Source organism: Pseudomonas sp. PD9R, assembly GCF_019200975.1.
In the GTDB taxonomy this organism is placed as follows: domain Bacteria; phylum Pseudomonadota; class Gammaproteobacteria; order Pseudomonadales; family Pseudomonadaceae; genus Aquipseudomonas.
Genome location: NZ_JAHTMR010000002.1, coordinates 231,265 through 251,031 on the forward strand (window position 1 = coordinate 231,265; position 19,767 = coordinate 251,031).

The following is a 19,767-nucleotide window of genomic DNA, read 5'->3' on the forward strand; positions in this document are numbered from 1 at the left end:
AGGAGCTGCCGAAGGCTGCGATCTTTTGATCTTGATCTTAAAAAACAGATCAAAAGATCGCAGCCTGCGGCAGCTCCTACAGGGGTGACGATTGTTAGCGGACGATCTTGTCCACGTGAATCCCCAGTTTTTTCAGCCGATACCAGAAGCTGCGTTCGGAAATTCCGATCAACTGCGCCGCTGCGGCCTGCACACCRTTGCTCTGGGCCAGGGCGGCCAGAATGTAGGMCTTCTCGACTTCGTCCCCCCCTGTAGGAGCTGCCGAAGGCTGCGATCTTTTGATCTTGATCTTAAAAAACAGATCAAAAGATCGCAGCCTGCGGCAGCTCCTACAGGGGGGACGATTGTTAGCGGACGATCTTGTCCACGTGAATCCCCAGTTTTTTCAGCCGATACCAGAAGCTGCGYTCGGARATTCCGATCAACTGCGCCGCTGCGGCCTGCACACCATTGCTCTGGGCCAGGGCGGCCAGAATGTAGGCCTTCTCGACTTCCGCCAGCGCGGCTTCCAGATCCGGCGGCACGCTGCTGCCGTCGCTCAAGATCGCAGCACCGCTGGCCGGTGACGAAGCAAACAGATACGCCGGCAGATCATCGTCTTCAATCACCGCCCCAGAGGCGACGATGGTTGCGCGCTCCACGCAGTTTTGCAGCTCGCGGATATTGCCCGGCCACGAATAATTGGCCATGGCCTGCAATGCCTCCGGGGTAAAGCCGGTGATGCGCTTGCCCGCCGTGGCGCCCAGCGTGTGGGCGAAATGCCGGGCCAGCGGGGCGATGTCTTCGACGCGTTCGCGCAGGGCCGGCAGGGGAATCGGGAACACATTGAGGCGGTAATACAGGTCTTCGCGAAACTCTTTTTTGGCCACCGCGTCCAGCAGGTTTTTGTTGGTCGCCGCGATCACACGCACATCGACCTTGCGCTCGCGCGGGTCGCCCACCGGTTCGATCACTCGCTCTTGCAAAGCCCGCAGGATTTTCGCCTGCAACGCCAACGGCATTTCGCCAATTTCATCGAGGAACAGGGTGCCCTTGTCGGCCTGCATGAAGCGCCCGACCCGATCCGCCACGGCCCCGGTGAAGGCACCTTTGCGATGGCCGAACATTTCGCTTTCCAACAAACCTTCCGGGATCGCTGCGCAGTTCACTGCAACGAACGGTTTGTCGGCGCGATTGCCGTGTTTGTGGATCGCCCGGGCGACCATTTCCTTGCCGGTGCCGCTTTCGCCGGTCAGCAGGATCGTCGCATTGCTTTCGCGCACCGAGTCGATGGCGTGCAGCACCCGGCGGAAGCTCGGGCTGTCACCGATCAGGCTGTCGAACTGTTGGTGTTCGTCGAGTTCGGCGCGCATGCGCTGGTTATCTTTGAGGATGTCGCGAAATTGCAGGGCTTTGTTGACGGTGATGTCCAGTTCGTCGATGTCGAACGGTTTGGCGATGTAATCGAAGGCACCGTTGCGCATCGACTGCACGGCGTTTTTCACCGTGCTGTAGGCGGTCATGACGATCACTGGCAACTGCGGAAAACGGCTTTTGATTTCCGCCAGCAATTGCGGACCGTCCATGCCGGGCATGCGCCAGTCACTGATCACCAGGTCGATGTCTTCGACCTCCAGCACTTTGAGGGCATGCAGGCCATTGCCGGCGGTGAACACGGTGATGCCGTTCTGACTCAACGCCGAGGCCAGCAGGTCGCAGAGCTTGGGCTCGTCGTCGACCACCAGTACGTTATGTGTCATCGCTGCCCTCGTCTAAGTCGTCGCCATTGGCCGGAATGTACAGGCTGAACGTGGCCCCGGCATCTTTTTCACTGGTGCACTCGATGCGCCCGTCATGACTTTCCATGATCGAGAATACCTTCGCCAGACCCAGGCCGGTGCCGGAGGCCTTGGTGGTGACGAATGGTGTGAAGATCCGTTCAAGCATGTCCGGCTCAATGCCCTGGCCGGTATCGCCGATGCTGATCACCGTGTACGGCGCATCGCTGCTGATCGTCAGGGTCAGGCGGCCGCCGTCGGGCATGGCGTCGATGGCGTTGACGATCAGGTTCAACCCGGCCTGCTTGAGTTGCCGCGCATCGGCGTAAACGGTGGCGCCGGGGGCCTGATCGTCGATGCGTACATCGATGTTATGGCTGGCCAGTTCCGGGGTGCAGAAACCGGCCAACTCATCCACCAGTTGCCGCACCGGTTGCGTCGAACGCATCGGCGCGCTGGGTTTGGCGAAGTCGAGAAAATCAGTGATCAGGTCGTTGATCCGGCTGACTTCGCTGACTACGTACTCCAGATGTCGCTTGTCGCTTTCCGGCAGGTCGGCGCGCCGATGCAGCAGTTGCGTGGCGGTTTTGATGATGCCCAGCGGGTTACGGATTTCATGGGCCAGGCCCATCGCGACTTCGCCCAGTGCATGCAAACGGTCGCGGCGACGCAACTGCGATTCCAGGTTTTGCAATTCGCCGAGGCGTTCGCTCATGTGGTTGAACGTGCTGCTCAACTCGGCGAGTTCGTCACCGCCGCTCACCGGCAGGCGCTGGCGGTAATCGCCGGCGATCACCGCTTGCACGCCTTTGGACAGCCCGCGCAAAGGCTGGGTCAGGCGCTGCGACACCAACCAGCCGACCGTCAGGGACGCCGCCGAACTGAGCAGGAATATCAGGATGAACAGGTTGCTCTGGTTGACCAGGCCCAACAGGCTGCTGTGGCGCAGCAAGCCGCTGAAGATCACGCCTTGCAGCTCGCCGTTTTCATTGAGGATCGGTCGGTAGATGCCGCTGTAGCGGTTGGTGAATTGCTCGATCGGCTGCTTGGTGCTGCGCAGGATCTGTTCGATTTTTTCCGGTACGGCCGCCGGGTGATCTTCGAAACGCTGGGTGGAAAAAATCTCCGAGAAGTCATCGGCCTTGGCCAGGTACAGGCGCAGGTCCAGGGAATGCACGTCGGCCACGCTGGTGAGGAAACTGCTGTCTAGATAAGTGCCGATCACCAACTTGTATTCGACACCTTCCTGCTCGGTCTCAAAGGTCGAGACCACCGTGCCGGTCGGCACGCCGCCCACTTGCAGCGTTTGCAGGACGGCTTTGGGTGCGGTGCTGATCTGGCGCACGATGTCGTCGGCGGCCGTACTGAACAACACTTTGTGATCGCTGTTGCGCACCAGCGCTACCACGTCGATGCCCATGGAATCGGCGATGTCGGCGGTCAGCTTGTCGTTCTTGGTCGACAGTCGATCAGTGGGCGGGCGGGTGTATCGCAAAAACAACTGCGCGACGCGGGCGTTATCGCGCAGGATTTCGGTGATTTCGTCTTCAACGATCTTGGTCGATTCCTGCAGCCAGATGCGCACGTTGCTGTCGAAAATCTGCGACAGGGTGGTGGCGGCCAGCTCGGCGGCGATCATGGTCGGGATCACGCTGACCAACCAGAACGCCAGCACCAGTTTGCGTTGCAGGCTCCAGCCGGAGAGGGCGAAAGGTCGGGCGTCGGGGCGTCGGTTTTTGATCATCATGCTTCGCTTATTGCAGCAGCCATGGCAGGGTCGGATCGGTCCGGGCGAATAAACATTTTCACCAGTCGCAACAGACCGTCGAGCAGGCGGTTGCGATGGCGGAAAAACACGGTGTTGCCGATGAACGAGCAACCCAGCCGCAGCTTACTGGCATAGCCGGCCTGGCCGCACGCATAGATCGTAAGGCCGTGCTCAATACAGTAGTCGACATTGGCCAGCCAGCTGCGCACGTACAGGTTGTGCTCGCGGGTTTTGCTCAGGTCGTGGGCGAAAAACTTGTCCACCAGTCGCTGCTCGTCCAGCAGCACCAGATTGAACGCCACCAGTTCCTCGCCGAGCCAATAGAGCACGCAAGCGGAACGCTCATCGAGGTGCTCCAGCACTTGGCGGAAATAGGCGGGCGGCAAGCGTTCGAACGTCAGCTCGCTGCGCTCCAGTGTGGCTTCGTAGAGTTGCATCATGGTTGGCAGCAGATCGTCTACCGTGTTCCGCCACTCGACGCGTGGACCCTGGCCGCGCAGCGTGCGACGCAGGTCTTTGCGGGTGGATTTGCCCAGGCTTCCCAGGTAGGCATCCACCGAGCCAAACGTGATCGGCAGTTCGGCGCTGGGCAGGCCGGGCATGCTTTGCAGGCCGGCGTCCCGGCAGGCCTTCAACCACTGCGGGTCTCGATGCGAGGCGTCCTTGACTGCGAGCAGACCGATCCCGGCCTGATCCGCATCGTTGCGTGCCAGGATCAACAATTGCTCAAGCAAATCCACACGTTGGTCCGGCGCTATATGTCGGGCCGTACCGACATGGCACTGCTCGGCCACCGGTGAGCCGAGGGCGTAGAGGCGGATTTCAAGCAATCCCGGCCTCCAGCGGCGCAAGCGTGCGGCGATGCGCTTGCCTGGGCCCTGAACTGTGGTGTCCAGCGAATACACCGTGGTAAACGCCACGGCTGCCGCCATCAATACGTCGTCTTCAAACAGCGCCAGATAACGCCACTGAAAGTCGGCAATGTTCGCCCGTTCAACAGCGCGGTAGTAATCCCAATTCTCCAGGTCTTCGGGGAAGCAATCGTTCCAGGCCTCGCGGTCAATGGCCTCGATGGTGGAAAAGGCAAGGGCGGTGATCACATCGTTTCCTTCAACTTTTTACGCATTCACCCATCCCTGTAGGAGCTGCCGAAGGCTGCGATCTTTTGATCTTGATCTTCAAAAAACAGATCAAAAGATCGCAGCTGCGGCAGCTCCTACAGGGTTTGTGCGAGGTAGTGTCAGGCCAGTTGCCGATAGTCCTGGCGCATGGGTTGTGGGGTGATGCCTTGTTGCATGAAACGGTGCTGGATAAAGTCCGCGCTCAGCTCCACCACGCGGCGGTATTGCAGGTCGACGGTGATCATGTGATAGCAATCATCGAGCAGGATTTTCACCACCGGCCCGCCGAGTTTGCGTTCGACATAGTCGGCGTTCCAACGGCTGGTGATGTCGTCCTCTCGCGAATGCAGGACCAGCGCCTGGGTGGTAATTTCGGGCATGCGTTTCTTCACCGCCGCCACCAGTCGATGCAACTCCCGAACGCTGACCCCGGACATGGTCAACAGCCCGGCATTGCTGCTTTCGCCGGCCCTCATCTGGCGCTCGACAATCGCCCGCAAGCGTTCGTCCTTGATGCCGAAGGGTGATTTTTCGTTGAAGCGGCACAGGTGCACGCCAAACGGAATCGCCATCAGCAGTGGAGTGAGCACGGCGACTTTGGGCATGTTCCAGCCGTCATAGCGCAGGGTCGTCGAGTACAGCAACAGGCCCTCGATCTGCCCCGGATGCTCGGCCGCCAGGTACATCGACAGCACCGCGCCCATGGACAAGCCGCCGACAAACACATGCTCGTGTTTCCTGCGCACACCGACGAAGGTGTTGCGCGCGCTCTCGTACCAGTCGCGCCAGCCAGTGGCTTGCAGGTCGGCGTTGTCGCCACAGTGGCCGGCGAGGGTCGGCACATAGACGGTGCAACCCGCCGCAGCCAGGCCCATCGCTACCCGGCGCAGTTCCGTCGGGGTGCCGGTGAGGCCGTGGATCAACAACACCGCGACCTCGCCGCTGCCGAGAATGAATCCGGCCGTGCCTTCGCCCATGTCGATGGCATCGAACTCGACGGCGGCGTTCATCGTTTCATCGCTCGGTGCAGCAAGCGATCGAGCAGGGCGATGCCGAGGTCGATTTCCGGGTAGCTGATTTCCAGCGACGGTGCCAGGGTGATGACGTTTTTGTAGTAACCACCCACATCGAGGATCAGGCCCAGGCGTTTGCCGTCGATTTCGATGTCGCCCTTCATGCCTTCTTCGACCATGAAGTCCAGGGTCGCCTTGTCCGGCGTGAAACCGTCAGGACCACAGATTTCGCAACGCAGGGCCAGGCCCAGACCGTCGACATCGCCGATGATCGGGTAGCGTTTCTGCAGGTCTTTCAGGCCTTCGAGGAAGTACTTGCCCTTGTTCATGACCATCGCGCCGTAATCGACTTCGCTGGTCATCTTGAACATCTCCAGACCTACCGCCGTGCCCAGTGGGTTGGAGGCGAAGGTCGAGTGGGTGGAACCTGGCGGGAAGATTTTCGGGTTGATCAACTCTTCCTTGGCCCAGATGCCGCCCAGCGGATTGAGGCCGTTGGTCAGCGCCTTGCCAAACACGATCACGTCCGGTTTGACGTCGAAGTGTTCGATCGACCACAACTTGCCGGTGCGATAGAAGCCCATCTGGATTTCATCGACCACCATCAAAATGCCGTGCTGATCCAGCACATGCTTGAGTTCGCTGTAGAAATTCATCGGCGGAATCACGTAGCCGCCGGTGCCCTGGATCGGCTCGACGTAGAACGCGGCGTATTCGCTCTGGCCGACTTTCGGGTCCCAGACGCCGTTGTATTCGGTCTCGAACAGCCGGGCGAATTGCTGCACGCAGTGACTGCCGTACTCTTCTTTGCTCATGCCTTTCGGGCCACGGAAGTGGTACGGGAACGGGATGAAATTGGCGCGCTCGCCGAAGTGGCCGTAGCGGCGGCGATAGCGGTAGCTGGAAGTGATCGACGAGGCACCGAGGGTTCGGCCGTGGTAACCGCCTTCGAAGGCGAACATCAGGCTTTTACCGTTGCTGGCGTTGCGCACGACTTTCAGCGAGTCCTCGATGGACTGCGAACCACCGACGTTGAAATGCACCCGACCGTCGAGGCCGAATTTTTTCTTCGCGTCCACGGCGATCATCTCCGAGAGCTCGATCTTGCCTTTGTGCAGGTACTGGCTGGCGATCTGCGGCAGGGTATCGATCTGCTGTTTCAGCGCGTTGTTCAGGCGTGGGTTGGCGTAACCGAAGTTGACCGCCGAGTACCACATCTGCAGGTCGAGGTAGGCCTGGTCTTCGGTGTCCCAGACGTAGGAACCTTCACAGCGGCTGAAAATACGCGGCGGTTCGATGTAGTGAACGGTGTCGCCGTAGGAACAGTACTTGGCTTCCTTTTCCAGCAGGATTTGGTCTTCGGCGGTAGCGATTCGAATATCAGACATGGTGGAAAAGTTCCTGTGTTTCTGTGTTGAAAGAGGTGGCGTTGGCGGCGCTGGCGTTGGGCAGTTGGGCCAACAGGGCAGGGAGTTCGGCGAAGCTGTCGAAGCGCGCGTAGGGGATACTGTTGCGCTCGCAGTGTTCGGCCAGGCGATCTTTGGCAAACACGAAATCAGCGGTGCTGGCCACGCACATGTCGGACTGGCCGTCACCGATCACCAGCACCCGTTTGGCTTTAGGCGTGGACTTGCATTTGCAGTTGCCGGCGGCGGCACGGCAGGCGTCGCTGGCGTGCGGGAAGTCGATGCGCCAGCTATCGTGATCGACCTGGCGCAAGCGATTGGCGAGGATCGGCAGGAGGCTGACGTAATTGCGTGCCAGGATCCGGGCGATGCCTTGTTCGATGCCATCGCTGACCACTTCCAGGGACGCACCGAGGCCGATGACGTGGTCGACGAAGTCGGGGAAGTCCGGGTCGATTTCAATGCTGTCGAAGAACCCGAGCAATTCGCTCGGCGTGGCCTTGACCAGTGACAGTTGGCGGCTGAGGCATTCACGGGAACCGATATCGCCCGCCAGCCATTCTTCTTCGACCGCTTCCCAGCTCGGGTCGGCGAATCGTTGGAGGATGCTGTCGATCACGTCGGTGCGGGTGATGGTCCCGTCGAAATCACACACGATATGCCAGTCAATCATCTGTTTTACCTATTGGGTGTTTCGCGCTGTCTGCGCTTGCCAAGGGGGTAGAGCAGGGACTGTGCCAATCGTGTTCGGCCCAGCGGGGCTGGGGTTCTGACCGGGAACGGAGTAGGGCGAAGCTACAATTTTTGTAGGTCGCTACAAACAACATGAGTGCTTGCGTGGCGGGGGCAATCCGGGGATTGATGCGCGCATGTCCCGTTCAAGGAATCACCTCATGTCGAGGATTACTGTGGCGCTGTTCGCAGCGCTGACCTGCCTTTCAATCAACGCACATGCCGATGGCATCACCGGTGAAGCCGGTCTTGGCCTGAGCTACCAACCTCATGACCCGACCGGTAGTCGTTACGAAAACCGGGCCGTGCCGTACCTGGATCTGGATTGGGGCGATGTCAGCCTGAGCACCGATGACGGGTTGACCTGGGATGCGCTCAAGGCCAACGGTTTCAGCGCCGGGCCGTTTGTGAATTACTTGTCCGGGCGGACCGCCAACGGCAATTTGCGTGGATTGCGCGATGTGCCGGACATGGCCGAGGTGGGCGGGTTTGTGCAATACGCCCCGGCCGATTTCTGGCGGGTGTTTGCGTCGCTTGGCCAGGCGGTCGGCGGAGGTGGCGGACAGGGTGGCGTGTTGGGGCGGGTGGGTGGCGAGGTCGGTTATCCAGTCGGCGGCGGGGTGATCGGCAGTACTAATCTGACGGCCCACTTCGCCGATGCCCGGCAAACGCAGACTTACTTCGGCGTCAGTGCCGAGCAATCACAGGCCTCTGGAATTCGCCCGTACAACGCTGGCGGTGGGTTGCAGAACGTCGCGCTGACCCAGAGCTTCGAGTTTCCCCTGGCTCTGCACTGGTCGTTGCTGACCAGCGCGAGCTGGATTCACCTGACGGGGTCGGCGGCGGACAGCAGCATCGTCAAAGAAGTCGGGCGTGCCGATCAGGGTGAAGCGCAGGTGGCAATTGCCTATAAATTCAATTGATTCACTGTTAACCCTGTAGGAGCTGCCGAAGGCTGCGATCTTTTGATGTCGATTTTAAAAACAAGATCAAAAGATCGCAGCCTGCGGCAACTCCTTCAGGGAGTTCAGGTTTCTTCACCCTCGGCCAGCAACGCAATCCCGCCCATGATCACCGCCACGCCCAGCCAGTGCAGCACACTGATCTGCTCGCCCAATCCCAGCCACGACCCCAGCAACACGCCAACAAACACCAGCGAACTCAAGGGAAACGCCAGGGACAAACTGCTGCGCCGCAAAATCAGCATCCACACAAAAAACGCGCCGATGTAACAGACAATCGCCAGCCAAACCCCCGGACTGATCGCAACCGCCTGCAGCCATTGCAGGCTGAAATCCATCTGCCCCAGTTGATCGCCACCCACTTTGGTAGCGATCTGCCCGGCGCTTTCGAAGGCGATCAACAGCGCCCAAAGAACAACGGTGCCAAGGCGTTCATGCAGCCAGTCGGTTTTGCGACTGATCATCGATTGGCCTTCATGCATGGGTGACACACACGAGCATCACGCCCGCCGTAATCACCAGCGTACCGAGCCAGCGCCGGCGGCTGACGGTTTCGCCAAGCACCATTTTGCCCGCCAGCACCACGCCGCAATAAGCCAGTGCCGCCGCCGGAAACAACAGGCTCAGCGGTGCGCGGGACAGGGCTTCGAGCCAGACGAAAAATTCGACCACGTAGGCTCCGATCCCGCACCACAGCAGCGGCGCGTTGAACACCTGGCCCCAGAACGCATTCAGGCGAAAGCCGCCTTCGAGCTCCGGCAAACGGTCCAGGCCGAGCTTGAAACAGAGCTGGCCGATGACGTCCAGCACAATGGAAAACGCCACCAGCACGATCACAGTGAAGGTCATGGGAACAGCTCCTCGAACAGCTCGATCAGCGCCTGATTGGTCGTGGCATTGCGCAACAGATCGGCTTCACTCCAGCGTTCGGCAGGAGGTTGATCAGATTGGGCTTCCCAGCGTTTGAAGGCGTTGCTGAAGGCCGGTCGGGCGTATTCGCCGCAGATGTCGATGCCGAGAATGCGTTTGCCCGCCGCCAAGGCGCGGATCGCCTGCAACAGATGACTGAGGCGCATGCCGCCCTGGTCCCAATTGGTTGCGGCGTCTTCACTGGCCAGCACGTCCTTGTCGATGGTGATCCACACCGCTTCGGTGGGCAGGCTGGCGACCAGTTGCTGGAGAAACTGCGCCCAGTCCAGGCCCGCCAGATTGCGCCAGTGCAGCAGGTTTTCCTGCTGTCGATGCCCGGCACCATCCCCGACCATGCCCCAGATTTTCGACGGCGGACGCTGCCAGGGAAACATCTCCAATACGCCGCGTTTGAGCGCGCGCAGGTTGCCGCCCTTGAACTGCGGGTTTTGCAGGTCGTCGCTGCACGGGCCGAGCGTGACGATGCGCCGGATGTTCGGCAGTTTCAGTGCCTGATTGACCCACGAACCGCAATGCCGGCGTGGGGCGAACCGAACCCAGTCGGGGTGATTGTCGAAGTGGATCAGGCTTGCCGGCTCCGGCAGGTCGCTCAGAAACGCCGGGGTCAAATGGTGGTAGTCGCCAGAACCGACGAAGAAGATTTCTGGCTGCGGGCCGTCGTGTCGGGGCCGACGATGCAGGCGTTCGGTAAAGCGGCGCCAGGTGCGTTCGCTCGACCACAATCGGAGTTTCGGGCCGAGGTCGAGCAGGTCAAGGCGTTTGGCGCGGCCACTGGCAAGCAGCTGCGCGATGGGCGCCTGGGCAGTCAGGCTGTGGTCGAGATCTAAAATGTTCAAGGTCGCAATTCACCCTTGGCAGACCCTTCCAGACACCGGCTTCATCCATCATGAAGACCGGCCGGGGGGCTTTAGGGGGTAAATGCAAGGGGCGGGCCACCGCAAAAGAGATCGGCGTCTGCGGCAGGTGTTGCGCGCACCTGTAGGCGCTGCCGAAGGCTGCGATCTTTTGATCTCGCTTTTGTTTTTGGCGCAAGACCGGTCGCAGAAGATCAAGATCAAAAGATCGCAGCCTGCGGCAGCTCCTACAGGGGTCAGGTGTGGAAACGGAGCCAGACGCTGACGAGCACCGTCGCCGCCAGCAGCCATGCCACCGCGGCTACGGCGAGAGATGCCTCCAGTCGCATCCGGTCGACCATTACGTATAAGGTCGCCAGGTAGACGAAGTACGGAATGATCGACCACATGCCGAACGCAATGGTGGTCTTCAAGTCGTCGACCGAACGGCCTTTGCCGACGATGTAGTGGGCAATCAGTGCAAAGGTCGGAAACAGTGGCACCAGACCCGCGATGTAATAGTTTCTGGTCTTGGCCAGGGCGGCGAGAATTAGCACCACCGCCGCGCCCAAGGTTGCTTTGAGAATCAGATCCATCAGTGGCTCAGCCCGTACTTCTTCACTTTGTCGAACAAGGTGGTTTTGGCCATGCCCAGTTCCTGGCTGGCCTGGGTCAGGTTGCCGCCGCTGCGCTGCAAGGCATCGCCGAGCAAGTTGCGTTCGAAGGCTTCTACCGCTTCGGCGAATGCCAGGCCTTGCGTGTTGCCACTGGCACCGGGTTTCTTGAACGCCGGCAGGCCGAGGGCAAAGCGCTCGGCGACGTTGCGCAGTTCGCGCACGTTACCCGGCCAGTCGTGGCTCATCAGGGTCGACAGGGTCTGGTTATCCAGTTCCGGCGCGGCACGGTCAAAGCGCAGGGAGGACTGCTGCAAAAAGTGTTCGAACAGTTGCAGGATGTCTTCGCGACGCTCGCGCAGTGGCGGCAATTCCAGGGTGACCACGTTGAGGCGGTAATACAGGTCGCTGCGGAATTCGCCGGCCTTGCTCGATTCGTCGAGGTCGGACTTGGTCGCGGCGATCACCCGGCAATCCACCGCCACGCTCTGGTTTGAGCCAAGGCGTTCGAGGGTGCGCTCCTGTAACACCCGCAGCAGTTTGATCTGCAACGGCAGGGGCATGCTTTCCACTTCGTCGAGGAACAGCGTGCCATTGTCGGCGTGCTCGATCTTGCCGATCCGCCGCTTACCGGCGCCGGTGAAAGCGTTGGCTTCGTGGCCGAAGATCTCACTTTCGAACAGGTTTTCCGGGAGACCGCCGCAGTTCAACGCCACGAATTGTTTGCTGTGTCGGCGACTGAAGTCATGCAGGCAGCGGGCAACCAGTTCCTTGCCGGTGCCGGTTTCGCCTTCGATCAGCACGTTGGCCGAAGTATCGGCGACGTTGGCGATCAGTTCGCGCAGGTTTTGCATGGCTGGCGAGCGGCCGATAATCCGCCCTTCGAGGGAGTCACGTTCGGCCATTTGCCGACGTAGTGACGAGACTTCCCGTGCCAGGCTGCGTTGCTCCAAAGCACGACGGGCGACATCCACCAGACGTTCCGGGGAGAAGGGTTTTTCCATGAAATCGTAGGCGCCTTTCTGCATCGCGCCGACCGCCATGGAGATGTCGCCATGGCCGGTAATCAGCACCACCGGCAGGCTGCGGTCACGGGCCTTGAGCCGATTCAGCAGTTCCAGGCCATCGATGCCCGGCAGGCGAATGTCGCTGATGACGATGCCGGCAAAGTTGTCGCCGACGCGCTCGAGGGCTTCTTCGGCGCTGCCTACGCCGATGCAGGGAATGTCCTCCAGAGTCAGCGCCTGCTGGCAGCCGAGCAACACATGGGGGTCGTCTTCGACAATCAACACACTAAGGTCGTTGTTCATATTGGCTCGGCGGAAGTGGGGCTTACCAACGGTAAACTGAGGACGAAAGTGGTACCACCGCTGGCCGGGTGTTCAACACCCAGGTGACCGCCGGTGGCAGCGGCCAGGCTGGCGGAAAGGGTCAGGCCAAGGCCAAGGCCTTGTTCGCCGGGTTTGGTGGTGAAGAAGGGTTCGAACAAATGCTTGCGTGCTTCGGCATCGATGCCGTGGCCGTTGTCCCGTACGCGCAGTCGGTATTTGCCATCGAACACTTCACCTTCGAGCCACAGTTCCGGCTGCGGTTGCGCCTGCATGGCATCGAGGGCGTTGCCGATCAGGTTGACCAGGATCTGCTCCAGACGGGTCTGGTCGATCCGCACCTGAACATCGTCGAAATTGCGGTGAAGTTGCAGCGTCGCATTGGCCAGCCGCCCATCGAGTAACTGCAAGGCTGCGTCGACGCCCTTGCCAAGGCAGGCCTGGCCCTTGTCATCACCGCGCCGGGCGAAGGAGCGCAGGCTGGCGGTGATTCGGCCCATGCGGTCGATCAATTCGTTGATGGTCTTGAGGTTGGTGCTGGCCACGTCCAGTTGCCCGCGCTCCAGAAAGCGCACGGTGTTGCCGGACAAGGTACGCAGCGCCGCCAGTGGCTGGTTCAATTCGTGGGCGATGCTGGTGGACATCTGCCCGATGGCGGCGAGTTTTCCAGCCTGCACCAGTTCATCCTGAGCGCGGCGCAAGGTCTCTTCGGCATGCCGTCGTTCGCGAATCTGACCCTTGAGCCGTTCGTTGCTGGCGCGCAGGTCGACGGTGCGTTCGGTAATCCGACGCTCCAGTTGATTGTTGGCTTCCTGCAGGGCTTCGCGGGCCGCGAGGCGGGTTGCGATCACCTTGCGCCGCTCGTTCCAGGCAATCAGCAGGAACGCCACCAAGGCAAACGCAACCGCCACCAGCATGCCTTGATTGATCGCTTCACGACGCAAATCCTGGAGTGGCGTGAGCAGGGTGAAGTTCCACGGTGTATCGCTCAAGGGGCGGGTCTGCGCCAGGTAGCTGATGTTTTCTTCGTCTGAGGACAATTCGCTGTTGGCCGGGAAGGTGAGTTTTTCCACGCCTTCGGACAGGGTTTCCCGGCCCAGCGGTTGCAACTCGTTCAGCGGGAACCAGTAGTACTGCAGGCTGCGGGCCAGTTTTTCCTTGGTCTCGTCGCTCAAAGGTACGACCGACTTGAGCCGCCGCGCCGGGTCACTGGAGAGAATGATGATGCCGTTCTCGTCGCTGACGAACGCTTCCAGGCGCGCCCGTTGCCAGCGTTCTTCCATGGCTTCCAGGCGTACCTTGACCACCGCGACGCCAATGATTTTGCCGTGTTCTTCCAGGCCGTGGGCCAGGTAGTAACCGGGTTCGCCGTTGGTGCTGCCGATGCCGTAGAAACGTCCTGGCTGGCCACGTACAGCGCTTTGGAAATAGGCGCGGAAGGACAGGTCTTCACCGAGGTAGCTGTCGACATCGCGCCAGTTGCTGGTGGCCATCACGCGACCGGTGGTGTCCATGACGTAGATGGCCCGACTGCGGCTGCGCCGGTTCAGGCCTTCAAGGTAATCGTTGACCGTTTGCCGGTGTTCCGGGGTCGGGTCGGCCAGCAACTGCGGGACACTGGTTTCGAGTTCGAGCAGGCTGGGGAGGTAGGTGTATTTGCTGATTTCGCTTTCGACGGCGCGGGCGTGCAATTCCAGCTGGCGCTGGCCGTTTTCGCTGAGGCTGCGGATGCCGTAGTGCTCACTGACCCAGAAGCCGACATAACCCAGACCGATCATCAGCGCGATGATCAGCGGCGGCAGGAACAGATGGCGAATCAGACGGGGTTTCACGGCGAGTGATGGCGGCGCTGCGCGATAGAGATTGGGGTCGCATTTCATCACAGATGCCTTGGGTCAACCACAACAACAACCCCTGCAGGAGCTGCCGAAGGCTGCGATCTTTTGATCTTTTGAAATCAAAAGATCGCAGCCTCGTTTCACTCGACAGCTCCTACACAGCTCCTACAGGGGGAGCGGTGTGTTTTTTAGTGCTGCAAAATCTTGTTGAGGAAGTGCTGTGTACGCTCGGCACGGTGGCTGATGTCGCCGAAGAACTCCTCTTTCTTGCAGTCTTCGATGATCTTGCCGGCATCCATGAAGATCACCCGGTCGGCCACTTTGCGGGCGAAGCCCATTTCGTGGGTCACGCACATCATGGTCATGCCTTCGTGGGCCAGTTGCACCATCACGTCGAGCACTTCGTTGACCATTTCCGGGTCCAGCGCCGAAGTTGGTTCGTCGAACAGCATGACGATCGGGTCCATCGCCAACGCACGGGCAATCGCCACACGCTGTTGCTGACCACCGGACAATTGGCCCGGGTGCTTGTGCGCATGGGCCGAGAGGCCGACGCGTTCAAGCAGTTGCAGGCCTTTCTTGGTCGCTTCTGCCTTGCTGCGGCCCAACACCTTGATCTGCGCGATAGTCAGGTTTTCAGTGATGGTCAGGTGCGGGAACAGCTCGAAATGCTGGAACACCATGCCCACGCGCGAACGCAGTTTCGGCAGGTTGGTCTTCGGGTCAGCGATGGAAGTGCCATCGACCACGATGTCGCCTTTCTGGAACGGTTCAAGGGCGTTGACGCACTTGATCAGGGTCGACTTGCCGGAACCGGACGGCCCGCACACCACGATCACTTCGCCTTTTTTGACCTCGGTGCTGCAATCAGTCAGCACCTGGAAGTCCCCATACCACTTGTTGATGTTTTTGATAGAGATCATACGGCGAACCTTTTTTGCAGACGCTTGACCAGCTGCGAGGCGGCAAAGCTGATGATGAAGTACACGAGACCTGCGAAGATCAGGAACTCATTGGAGCGGCCAATGATGTCGCCACTGGCACGCGAAGCATTGAGGAAGTCCACCAGGCCGACCGCGTAGACCAGCGAGGTGTCCTGAAACAGGATGATGCTTTGTTGCAACAGCAACGGGGTCATCTTGCGGAACGCCTGGGGCAGGATGATCAGGCGCATCATCTGGCCATAGGTCATGCCCAACGCTTGGGCAGCGCCCATTTGGCCCTTGGGAATCGACTGCACGCCGGCCCGGACGATTTCGCAGAAGTAAGCCGCTTCAAACATCATGAACGCCACGATGCACGAGGCAAACGCGCCGATCGGGGTGTCTTCGCCGGTGATCCAGCGCAATACGAACGGCACCGCCAGGTAGAACCAGGTGATCACCAGCAGCAACGGGATCGAGCGGAAGTAGTTGACGTAGGCGCCGGCCAGGTTCGACAGCAGTTTGCTGTGGGACAGGCGACACAATGCCAGGATGGTGCCGAGGATGATCCCGCCGACCACGCCCAGTGCCATCAATTGCAGGGTCATGACCATGCCGTTCCACAAGCCGGGAATGGCCGGGATGATGCCCGAGAAGTCGAATTCCATCATTTACCCCCTACGGAAATCAGGCCCGGTACGGCAACTTTCTTCTCGACCAGACGCATCAGCAGCATCAGGCTCATGTTCAACGTGAAGTAGATCAGCGTTGCCAGGGTGAAGGCTTCGAACAGGTTGGCGGAGAACTCGGCAGTCTGTTTGGTCTGCGCGAGCAGCTCCATCAGGCCGATCAGCGAGGCCACGGAGGTGTTCTTGAAGACGTTGAGGAATTCCGAGGTAAGCGGCGGAATGATAATCCGGTAAGCCTGGGGCAGCAGCACGTTCCAGTAGATCTGCGGCAGCTTGAAACCCATGGCACGGGCCGCGGATTCCTGGCCTTTAGGCAGCGCCTGGATGCCGGTGCGCACTTGTTCGCAAACGCGGGCGGTGGTGAACAGGCCCAGGCACACGACGACGCTGAGGAAAGCCGAGGTGGTAGGGTTCAGGTCCTGCTTGTACCACTCCTGCAAGTCCGCAGGCAGCAGGTCCGGCACCAGGAAGTACCAGATGAACAGCTGGACCAGCAGCGGCACGTTACGGAAGAGCTCGACGTAGCAGGTCGCGATGCCCGATACGATGCGGTTCGGCACGGTACGCATGACGCCCAGAATCGAGCCCAGCGTCAGGGCAATGATCCACGCCACGATGGCAATGGCGATGGTCCAGCCCAAACCGGAGATGTACCAGTCGAGATAAGTCTCGCTGCCCACACCGGTGGACTTGAAGAACACGCCCCAGTCCCAGTTGTAATTCATTAGGGTCTCCCCTCGGATTCGATCGATGTACAAGTGCCCGCTTGGGGGAAGCTCCGTTCCCGCCTGATCTTGAAGATCAGGCACACACCATCGGCTCGACAGCTACCAATGCGAGTGTTTCCAAAAATGCCAGCAGGGAGTGACAACCTCCCGAAAGGGCCAGTGCCCTCTCAGGAGATAAGGTTAGTCAGAAATCAGGACTTCTTGTCGTCAGCCGCTTTATCGGTCGGATTGGCGATCAGGGCCTTGAGCTCGTCGCTCATTGGGAAGTTCAGGTTCAGGCCTTTTGGCGGGATTGGCTGCATGAACCATTTTTCGTAGATCTTGTTGATCTCGCCCGACTTGTAGGTGGCGACGATCGCGTCGTCCACAGCCTTCTTGAACGGCTCGTCGCCCTTGCGGACCATGCAGCCATAGATTTCGTAGGACTGTGGAGTACCAGTCACGGCCCAGTCATCGGCTTTCTTGGCCTTGGCGGCTTCACCAGCCAGCAGGGCGTCGTCCATCATGAAGGCAACGGCGCGGCCCGATTCCAGCATCTGGAAGGACTCGCCGTGGTCTTTGGCGGAAATGACGTTCATGCCCATTTGCTTGTCGGCGTTCATCGATTTGAGGATGCGCTCGGACGTGGTGCCAGCGGTGGTCACGACGTTCTTGCCTTTCAGATCATCGAAATCTTTGTACTTGGAGTCTTTCTTGGACAGCAGACGCGTACCGATTTCGAAGATGCCAACGGAGAAGTCAACCTGCTGCTGACGCTCGACGTTGTTGGTGGTGGAGCCGCACTCGAGGTCCACGGTGCCGTTCTGTACCAGCGGGATGCGGGTTTGCGAGGTCACCAGGTTGTATTTGACTTGCAGGTTAGGCATGTCCAGGTCTTTTTTCAGCGCTTCGACGACTTTCAGTTGAATGTCGTGGGAGTAGCCGACCGGTTTGCCGGAAGCGTCTGCAATGTAGGAAAACGGGATGGAAGCGTCGCGATGGCCCAGGGTAATGGTGCCGGACTCTTTGATCTTCTTCAGGGTGCCGGTGAGTTCGGCGGCGAAAACTGGCGTGCTGATCAGAGCGGCAGCAATGGCTGCGCCCAGGATATGGGGAACGATGCGCATCAAATTTTCCTCGACATTGTTTTTTTTATGGAGCCAGTTCATCGGCCCTTTTGTGCTGCGAATGCCTGACGGCTCCTGAAGTGTTGGCGCAACAGGCATTCGTCGAAGAAGTGTAGAGCATGACCCGTGCCAGGCCAGGCCTGTCAGATCAACATATTGATTTATAAAGAAATTAAATATTTTTGGTGTCGATTTCATCGGTAATTCATCCGGTTAACCGAACCGACCGACAGGTCGCGTTCGGAAAACCGAATGTAAAGCGGTGCAACCGATGATCAGGTGTACTTGCGCTTGTCCGGCGCGGGCGGGAAGTACTGGTACAACCAGGTTTCACTCAGCGTGCGGTCATTGGTACGGATGAACAGGCGCAGTTCCACCGGCTCGACGCTGTCGTTGGTTGGCAGCCAGTCAAACGTGATGCGGTAGCCCTTGATGTCATCCAGCACCAGCACGTTGAAGTCTTTCACCTCGCCGTTCGAGCAGGTGACCACCGGTTCGATACCTGTTCCGCTCGGCAGACGGTCCAGCCCGCCACCGGTGAAGTCCACGGCAAAACGACGCGCCCAGACTTCCGGGTAATGCTCGCCCGGTGCCCAGCCTTCGGTGAAGCCGCCCATTCCCGATCGGGTGGCCTGCACCCGCGCCAATGGTGTGCCGACCGGTGGCAGGGCGCTCCAGTAGAGTTTGTAGCCGTAATTGAGCGAGTCACCGGCAGCGACCGGATTTTTTGGCGTCCAGAACGCGACGATGTTGTCGAGGGTCTCGCCGGTCGTAGGAATTTCCAGCAGATCGATAGAGCCTTCGCCCCATGCGGTTGTCGGTTCGACCCACAGGCTCGGGCGGCGGCTGTACCAGTCGACCGTATCTTGATAGCTGGCGAACTCGTGATCGGTCTGCACCAGGCCGAAACCTTTCGGGTCTTTGTCGGCGAAGGCATTGAATTGCAGGGTGGCGGGGTTGTTCAGCGGGCGGCAAATCCACTCGCCGTTGCCGCGCCACATCGCCAGGCGATCGGAATCGTGGATTTGCGGGTGGATGGTGTCGCACATCCGCCGTTCGTGGGTGCCGCAGCTGAACATGCTGGTCATCGGCGCGATGCCCAGTTGTTCGATGGCAGTACGTGCGTTGACGTGGGCGTCGACGTCCATCACCACGCGCTCGGCCTGGCAATCGATGTCAAAACGGTAGGCACCGGTGGCGCTCGGCGAATCGAGCAAGGCGTAGACCACGAATCGGGTGCTGTCCTTGTCTGGCGTCTCGAACCAGAATTTGGTGAAGTCGGGAAACTCTTCGCGTTTCTTGGCGTAGGTATCGATCGCCAGGCCGCGGGCCGACAAGCCGTACTGGCCGGTGGCATCCACTGCGCGGAAGTAACTGGCACCAAGGAAGGACACCACGTCGTGCTTGTCCAACTCCGGGGCCTTGAACAACTTGAACCCGGAAAACCCAAGGTCGCCCTTGAGCTGCTGGGTGTCGACCGAGGTGTTGTCATAGTTGAACAGCGACGGGCGGAAATGCACTTCGCGAGCCATGCGGGTCTTGGTGTCGACGCTGTACATGCGCACCGGCTGACGAAAACCCATGCCGACGTGGAAAAACTGCACGTCCAGTTGGCCCTTGAGTTCTTTCCACAGCGAATGCTCGCCGTCGTAGCGGATGGCATTGAAGTTCTGTGGGGTCATGGTCGCCAGCGTTGGCGGCAATACCTGCTTGGTGTCCTGGTAACGATTGCTGGCCAGTTGCTTGGCCTGCAGCTTCAGCGCGTCGAAATCGAAGGCTTGCGCTTGGCCATCTGCGGCACCGCCACTGGCGGCCCAGGCGCGAGCGGCGAGCAGGCCTGAAGCGGACAGACCGGTGTAGGCCGCGATGGCCATGGAGGCTTTGAGCAAATTCCTGCGGTGCATAAGTACAACCTGTCGTGAACAATCCCGCGCCTTTCCTGGCACGTGCTGGATCAGAAATAACGGTTCGGACATGCCTTGGCCAAACGCAACGGACTCTAAACAGATGCCGGATAGC

19 protein-coding genes are annotated in these 19,767 nt (G+C 59.9%); 1 reads left to right on the forward strand and 18 read right to left on the reverse strand.

Annotated elements, in window-relative coordinates:
- Nucleotides 1-94: 94 nt before the first annotated feature.
- From KUF73_RS05510 to KUF73_RS05540, 7 genes are all read right to left on the reverse strand, one after another.
- Nucleotides 95-316, reverse strand: a complete 222-nt coding sequence (locus KUF73_RS05510) for a helix-turn-helix domain-containing protein (RefSeq protein WP_371135420.1) — start codon at nt 314-316, stop codon at nt 95-97.
- Between the two features lie 31 nt (nt 317-347).
- The gene (locus KUF73_RS05515; RefSeq protein ID WP_218437051.1) at nt 348-1,739 is read right to left on the reverse strand and encodes a sigma-54 dependent transcriptional regulator; all 1,392 of its coding nucleotides are present in this window, start codon (nt 1,737-1,739) and stop codon (nt 348-350) included.
- Nucleotides 1,729-3,501 (reverse strand): ATP-binding protein, encoded by a 1,773-nt coding sequence (locus tag KUF73_RS05520; protein WP_218437437.1) that lies wholly within the window; start codon nt 3,499-3,501, stop codon nt 1,729-1,731. The genes KUF73_RS05515 and KUF73_RS05520 overlap by 11 nt, the downstream gene beginning before the upstream one ends.
- A complete protein-coding gene (locus tag KUF73_RS05525; protein ID WP_218437052.1) occupies nt 3,501-4,625 on the reverse strand; it encodes a GNAT family N-acetyltransferase in 1,125 nt (374 codons plus the stop codon). Before KUF73_RS05525 ends, KUF73_RS05520 begins: the two co-directional genes overlap by 1 nt.
- 140 nt (nt 4,626-4,765) lie before the next feature.
- Complete coding sequence (locus KUF73_RS05530; protein ID WP_218437053.1) at nt 4,766-5,656, reverse strand: carboxylesterase; 891 nt, start codon at nt 5,654-5,656, stop codon at nt 4,766-4,768.
- Complete coding sequence (locus KUF73_RS05535) at nt 5,653-7,047, reverse strand: aspartate aminotransferase family protein (protein ID WP_218437054.1); 1,395 nt, start codon at nt 7,045-7,047, stop codon at nt 5,653-5,655. The genes KUF73_RS05530 and KUF73_RS05535 overlap by 4 nt, the downstream gene beginning before the upstream one ends.
- A complete protein-coding gene (locus KUF73_RS05540; RefSeq protein ID WP_218437055.1) occupies nt 7,040-7,738 on the reverse strand; it encodes an MtnX-like HAD-IB family phosphatase in 699 nt (232 codons plus the stop codon). The genes KUF73_RS05535 and KUF73_RS05540 overlap by 8 nt, the downstream gene beginning before the upstream one ends.
- A 220-nt stretch (nt 7,739-7,958) precedes the next feature.
- Between KUF73_RS05540 and KUF73_RS05545 the strand changes: the two genes are divergently transcribed.
- Complete coding sequence (locus tag KUF73_RS05545; RefSeq protein WP_218437056.1) at nt 7,959-8,720, forward strand: MipA/OmpV family protein; 762 nt, start codon at nt 7,959-7,961, stop codon at nt 8,718-8,720.
- A 104-nt stretch (nt 8,721-8,824) separates the two neighbouring features.
- Here KUF73_RS05545 and KUF73_RS05550 read toward each other — a convergent pair whose 3' ends face one another.
- The 11 genes from KUF73_RS05550 to KUF73_RS05600 form a co-directional block, all read right to left on the reverse strand.
- The gene (locus tag KUF73_RS05550) at nt 8,825-9,223 is read right to left on the reverse strand and encodes a transporter (protein ID WP_218437057.1); all 399 of its coding nucleotides are present in this window, start codon (nt 9,221-9,223) and stop codon (nt 8,825-8,827) included.
- Between the two features lie 10 nt (nt 9,224-9,233).
- Nucleotides 9,234-9,608, reverse strand: coding sequence for a transporter (locus KUF73_RS05555; RefSeq protein WP_218437058.1), 375 nt, complete (start codon nt 9,606-9,608; stop codon nt 9,234-9,236).
- Nucleotides 9,605-10,525 (reverse strand): arginase, encoded by a 921-nt coding sequence (locus KUF73_RS05560; protein ID WP_218437059.1) that lies wholly within the window; start codon nt 10,523-10,525, stop codon nt 9,605-9,607. The genes KUF73_RS05555 and KUF73_RS05560 overlap by 4 nt, the downstream gene beginning before the upstream one ends.
- 254 nt (nt 10,526-10,779) lie before the next feature.
- Nucleotides 10,780-11,109 carry a GlpM family protein gene (locus tag KUF73_RS05565; protein WP_218437438.1) on the reverse strand — a complete coding sequence of 110 codons (330 nt, stop codon included), beginning with the start codon at nt 11,107-11,109 and terminating at the stop codon, nt 10,780-10,782.
- Between the two features lie 8 nt (nt 11,110-11,117).
- Complete coding sequence (locus tag KUF73_RS05570; protein ID WP_218437060.1) at nt 11,118-12,446, reverse strand: sigma-54 dependent transcriptional regulator; 1,329 nt, start codon at nt 12,444-12,446, stop codon at nt 11,118-11,120.
- Complete coding sequence (locus tag KUF73_RS05575; protein WP_218437061.1) at nt 12,443-14,344, reverse strand: sensor histidine kinase; 1,902 nt, start codon at nt 14,342-14,344, stop codon at nt 12,443-12,445. The genes KUF73_RS05570 and KUF73_RS05575 overlap by 4 nt, the downstream gene beginning before the upstream one ends.
- Before the next feature lie 146 nt (nt 14,345-14,490).
- Nucleotides 14,491-15,225: an amino acid ABC transporter ATP-binding protein gene (locus tag KUF73_RS05580; RefSeq protein ID WP_218437062.1), complete on the reverse strand. Its 735-nt coding sequence runs from the start codon at nt 15,223-15,225 to the stop codon at nt 14,491-14,493.
- Entirely contained in the window at nt 15,222-15,893 is a 672-nt protein-coding gene (locus KUF73_RS05585; RefSeq protein WP_218437063.1) for an amino acid ABC transporter permease, read from the reverse strand. The genes KUF73_RS05580 and KUF73_RS05585 overlap by 4 nt, the downstream gene beginning before the upstream one ends.
- Complete coding sequence (locus KUF73_RS05590) at nt 15,893-16,639, reverse strand: amino acid ABC transporter permease (protein WP_218437064.1); 747 nt, start codon at nt 16,637-16,639, stop codon at nt 15,893-15,895. Before KUF73_RS05590 ends, KUF73_RS05585 begins: the two co-directional genes overlap by 1 nt.
- A gap of 194 nt (nt 16,640-16,833) precedes the next feature.
- A complete protein-coding gene (locus tag KUF73_RS05595; RefSeq protein ID WP_218437065.1) occupies nt 16,834-17,748 on the reverse strand; it encodes a glutamate/aspartate ABC transporter substrate-binding protein in 915 nt (304 codons plus the stop codon).
- 275 nt (nt 17,749-18,023) lie between these two features.
- Nucleotides 18,024-19,652, reverse strand: coding sequence for a glucan biosynthesis protein D (locus KUF73_RS05600; RefSeq protein WP_218437066.1), 1,629 nt, complete (start codon nt 19,650-19,652; stop codon nt 18,024-18,026).
- Nucleotides 19,653-19,767 lie beyond the last annotated feature (115 nt).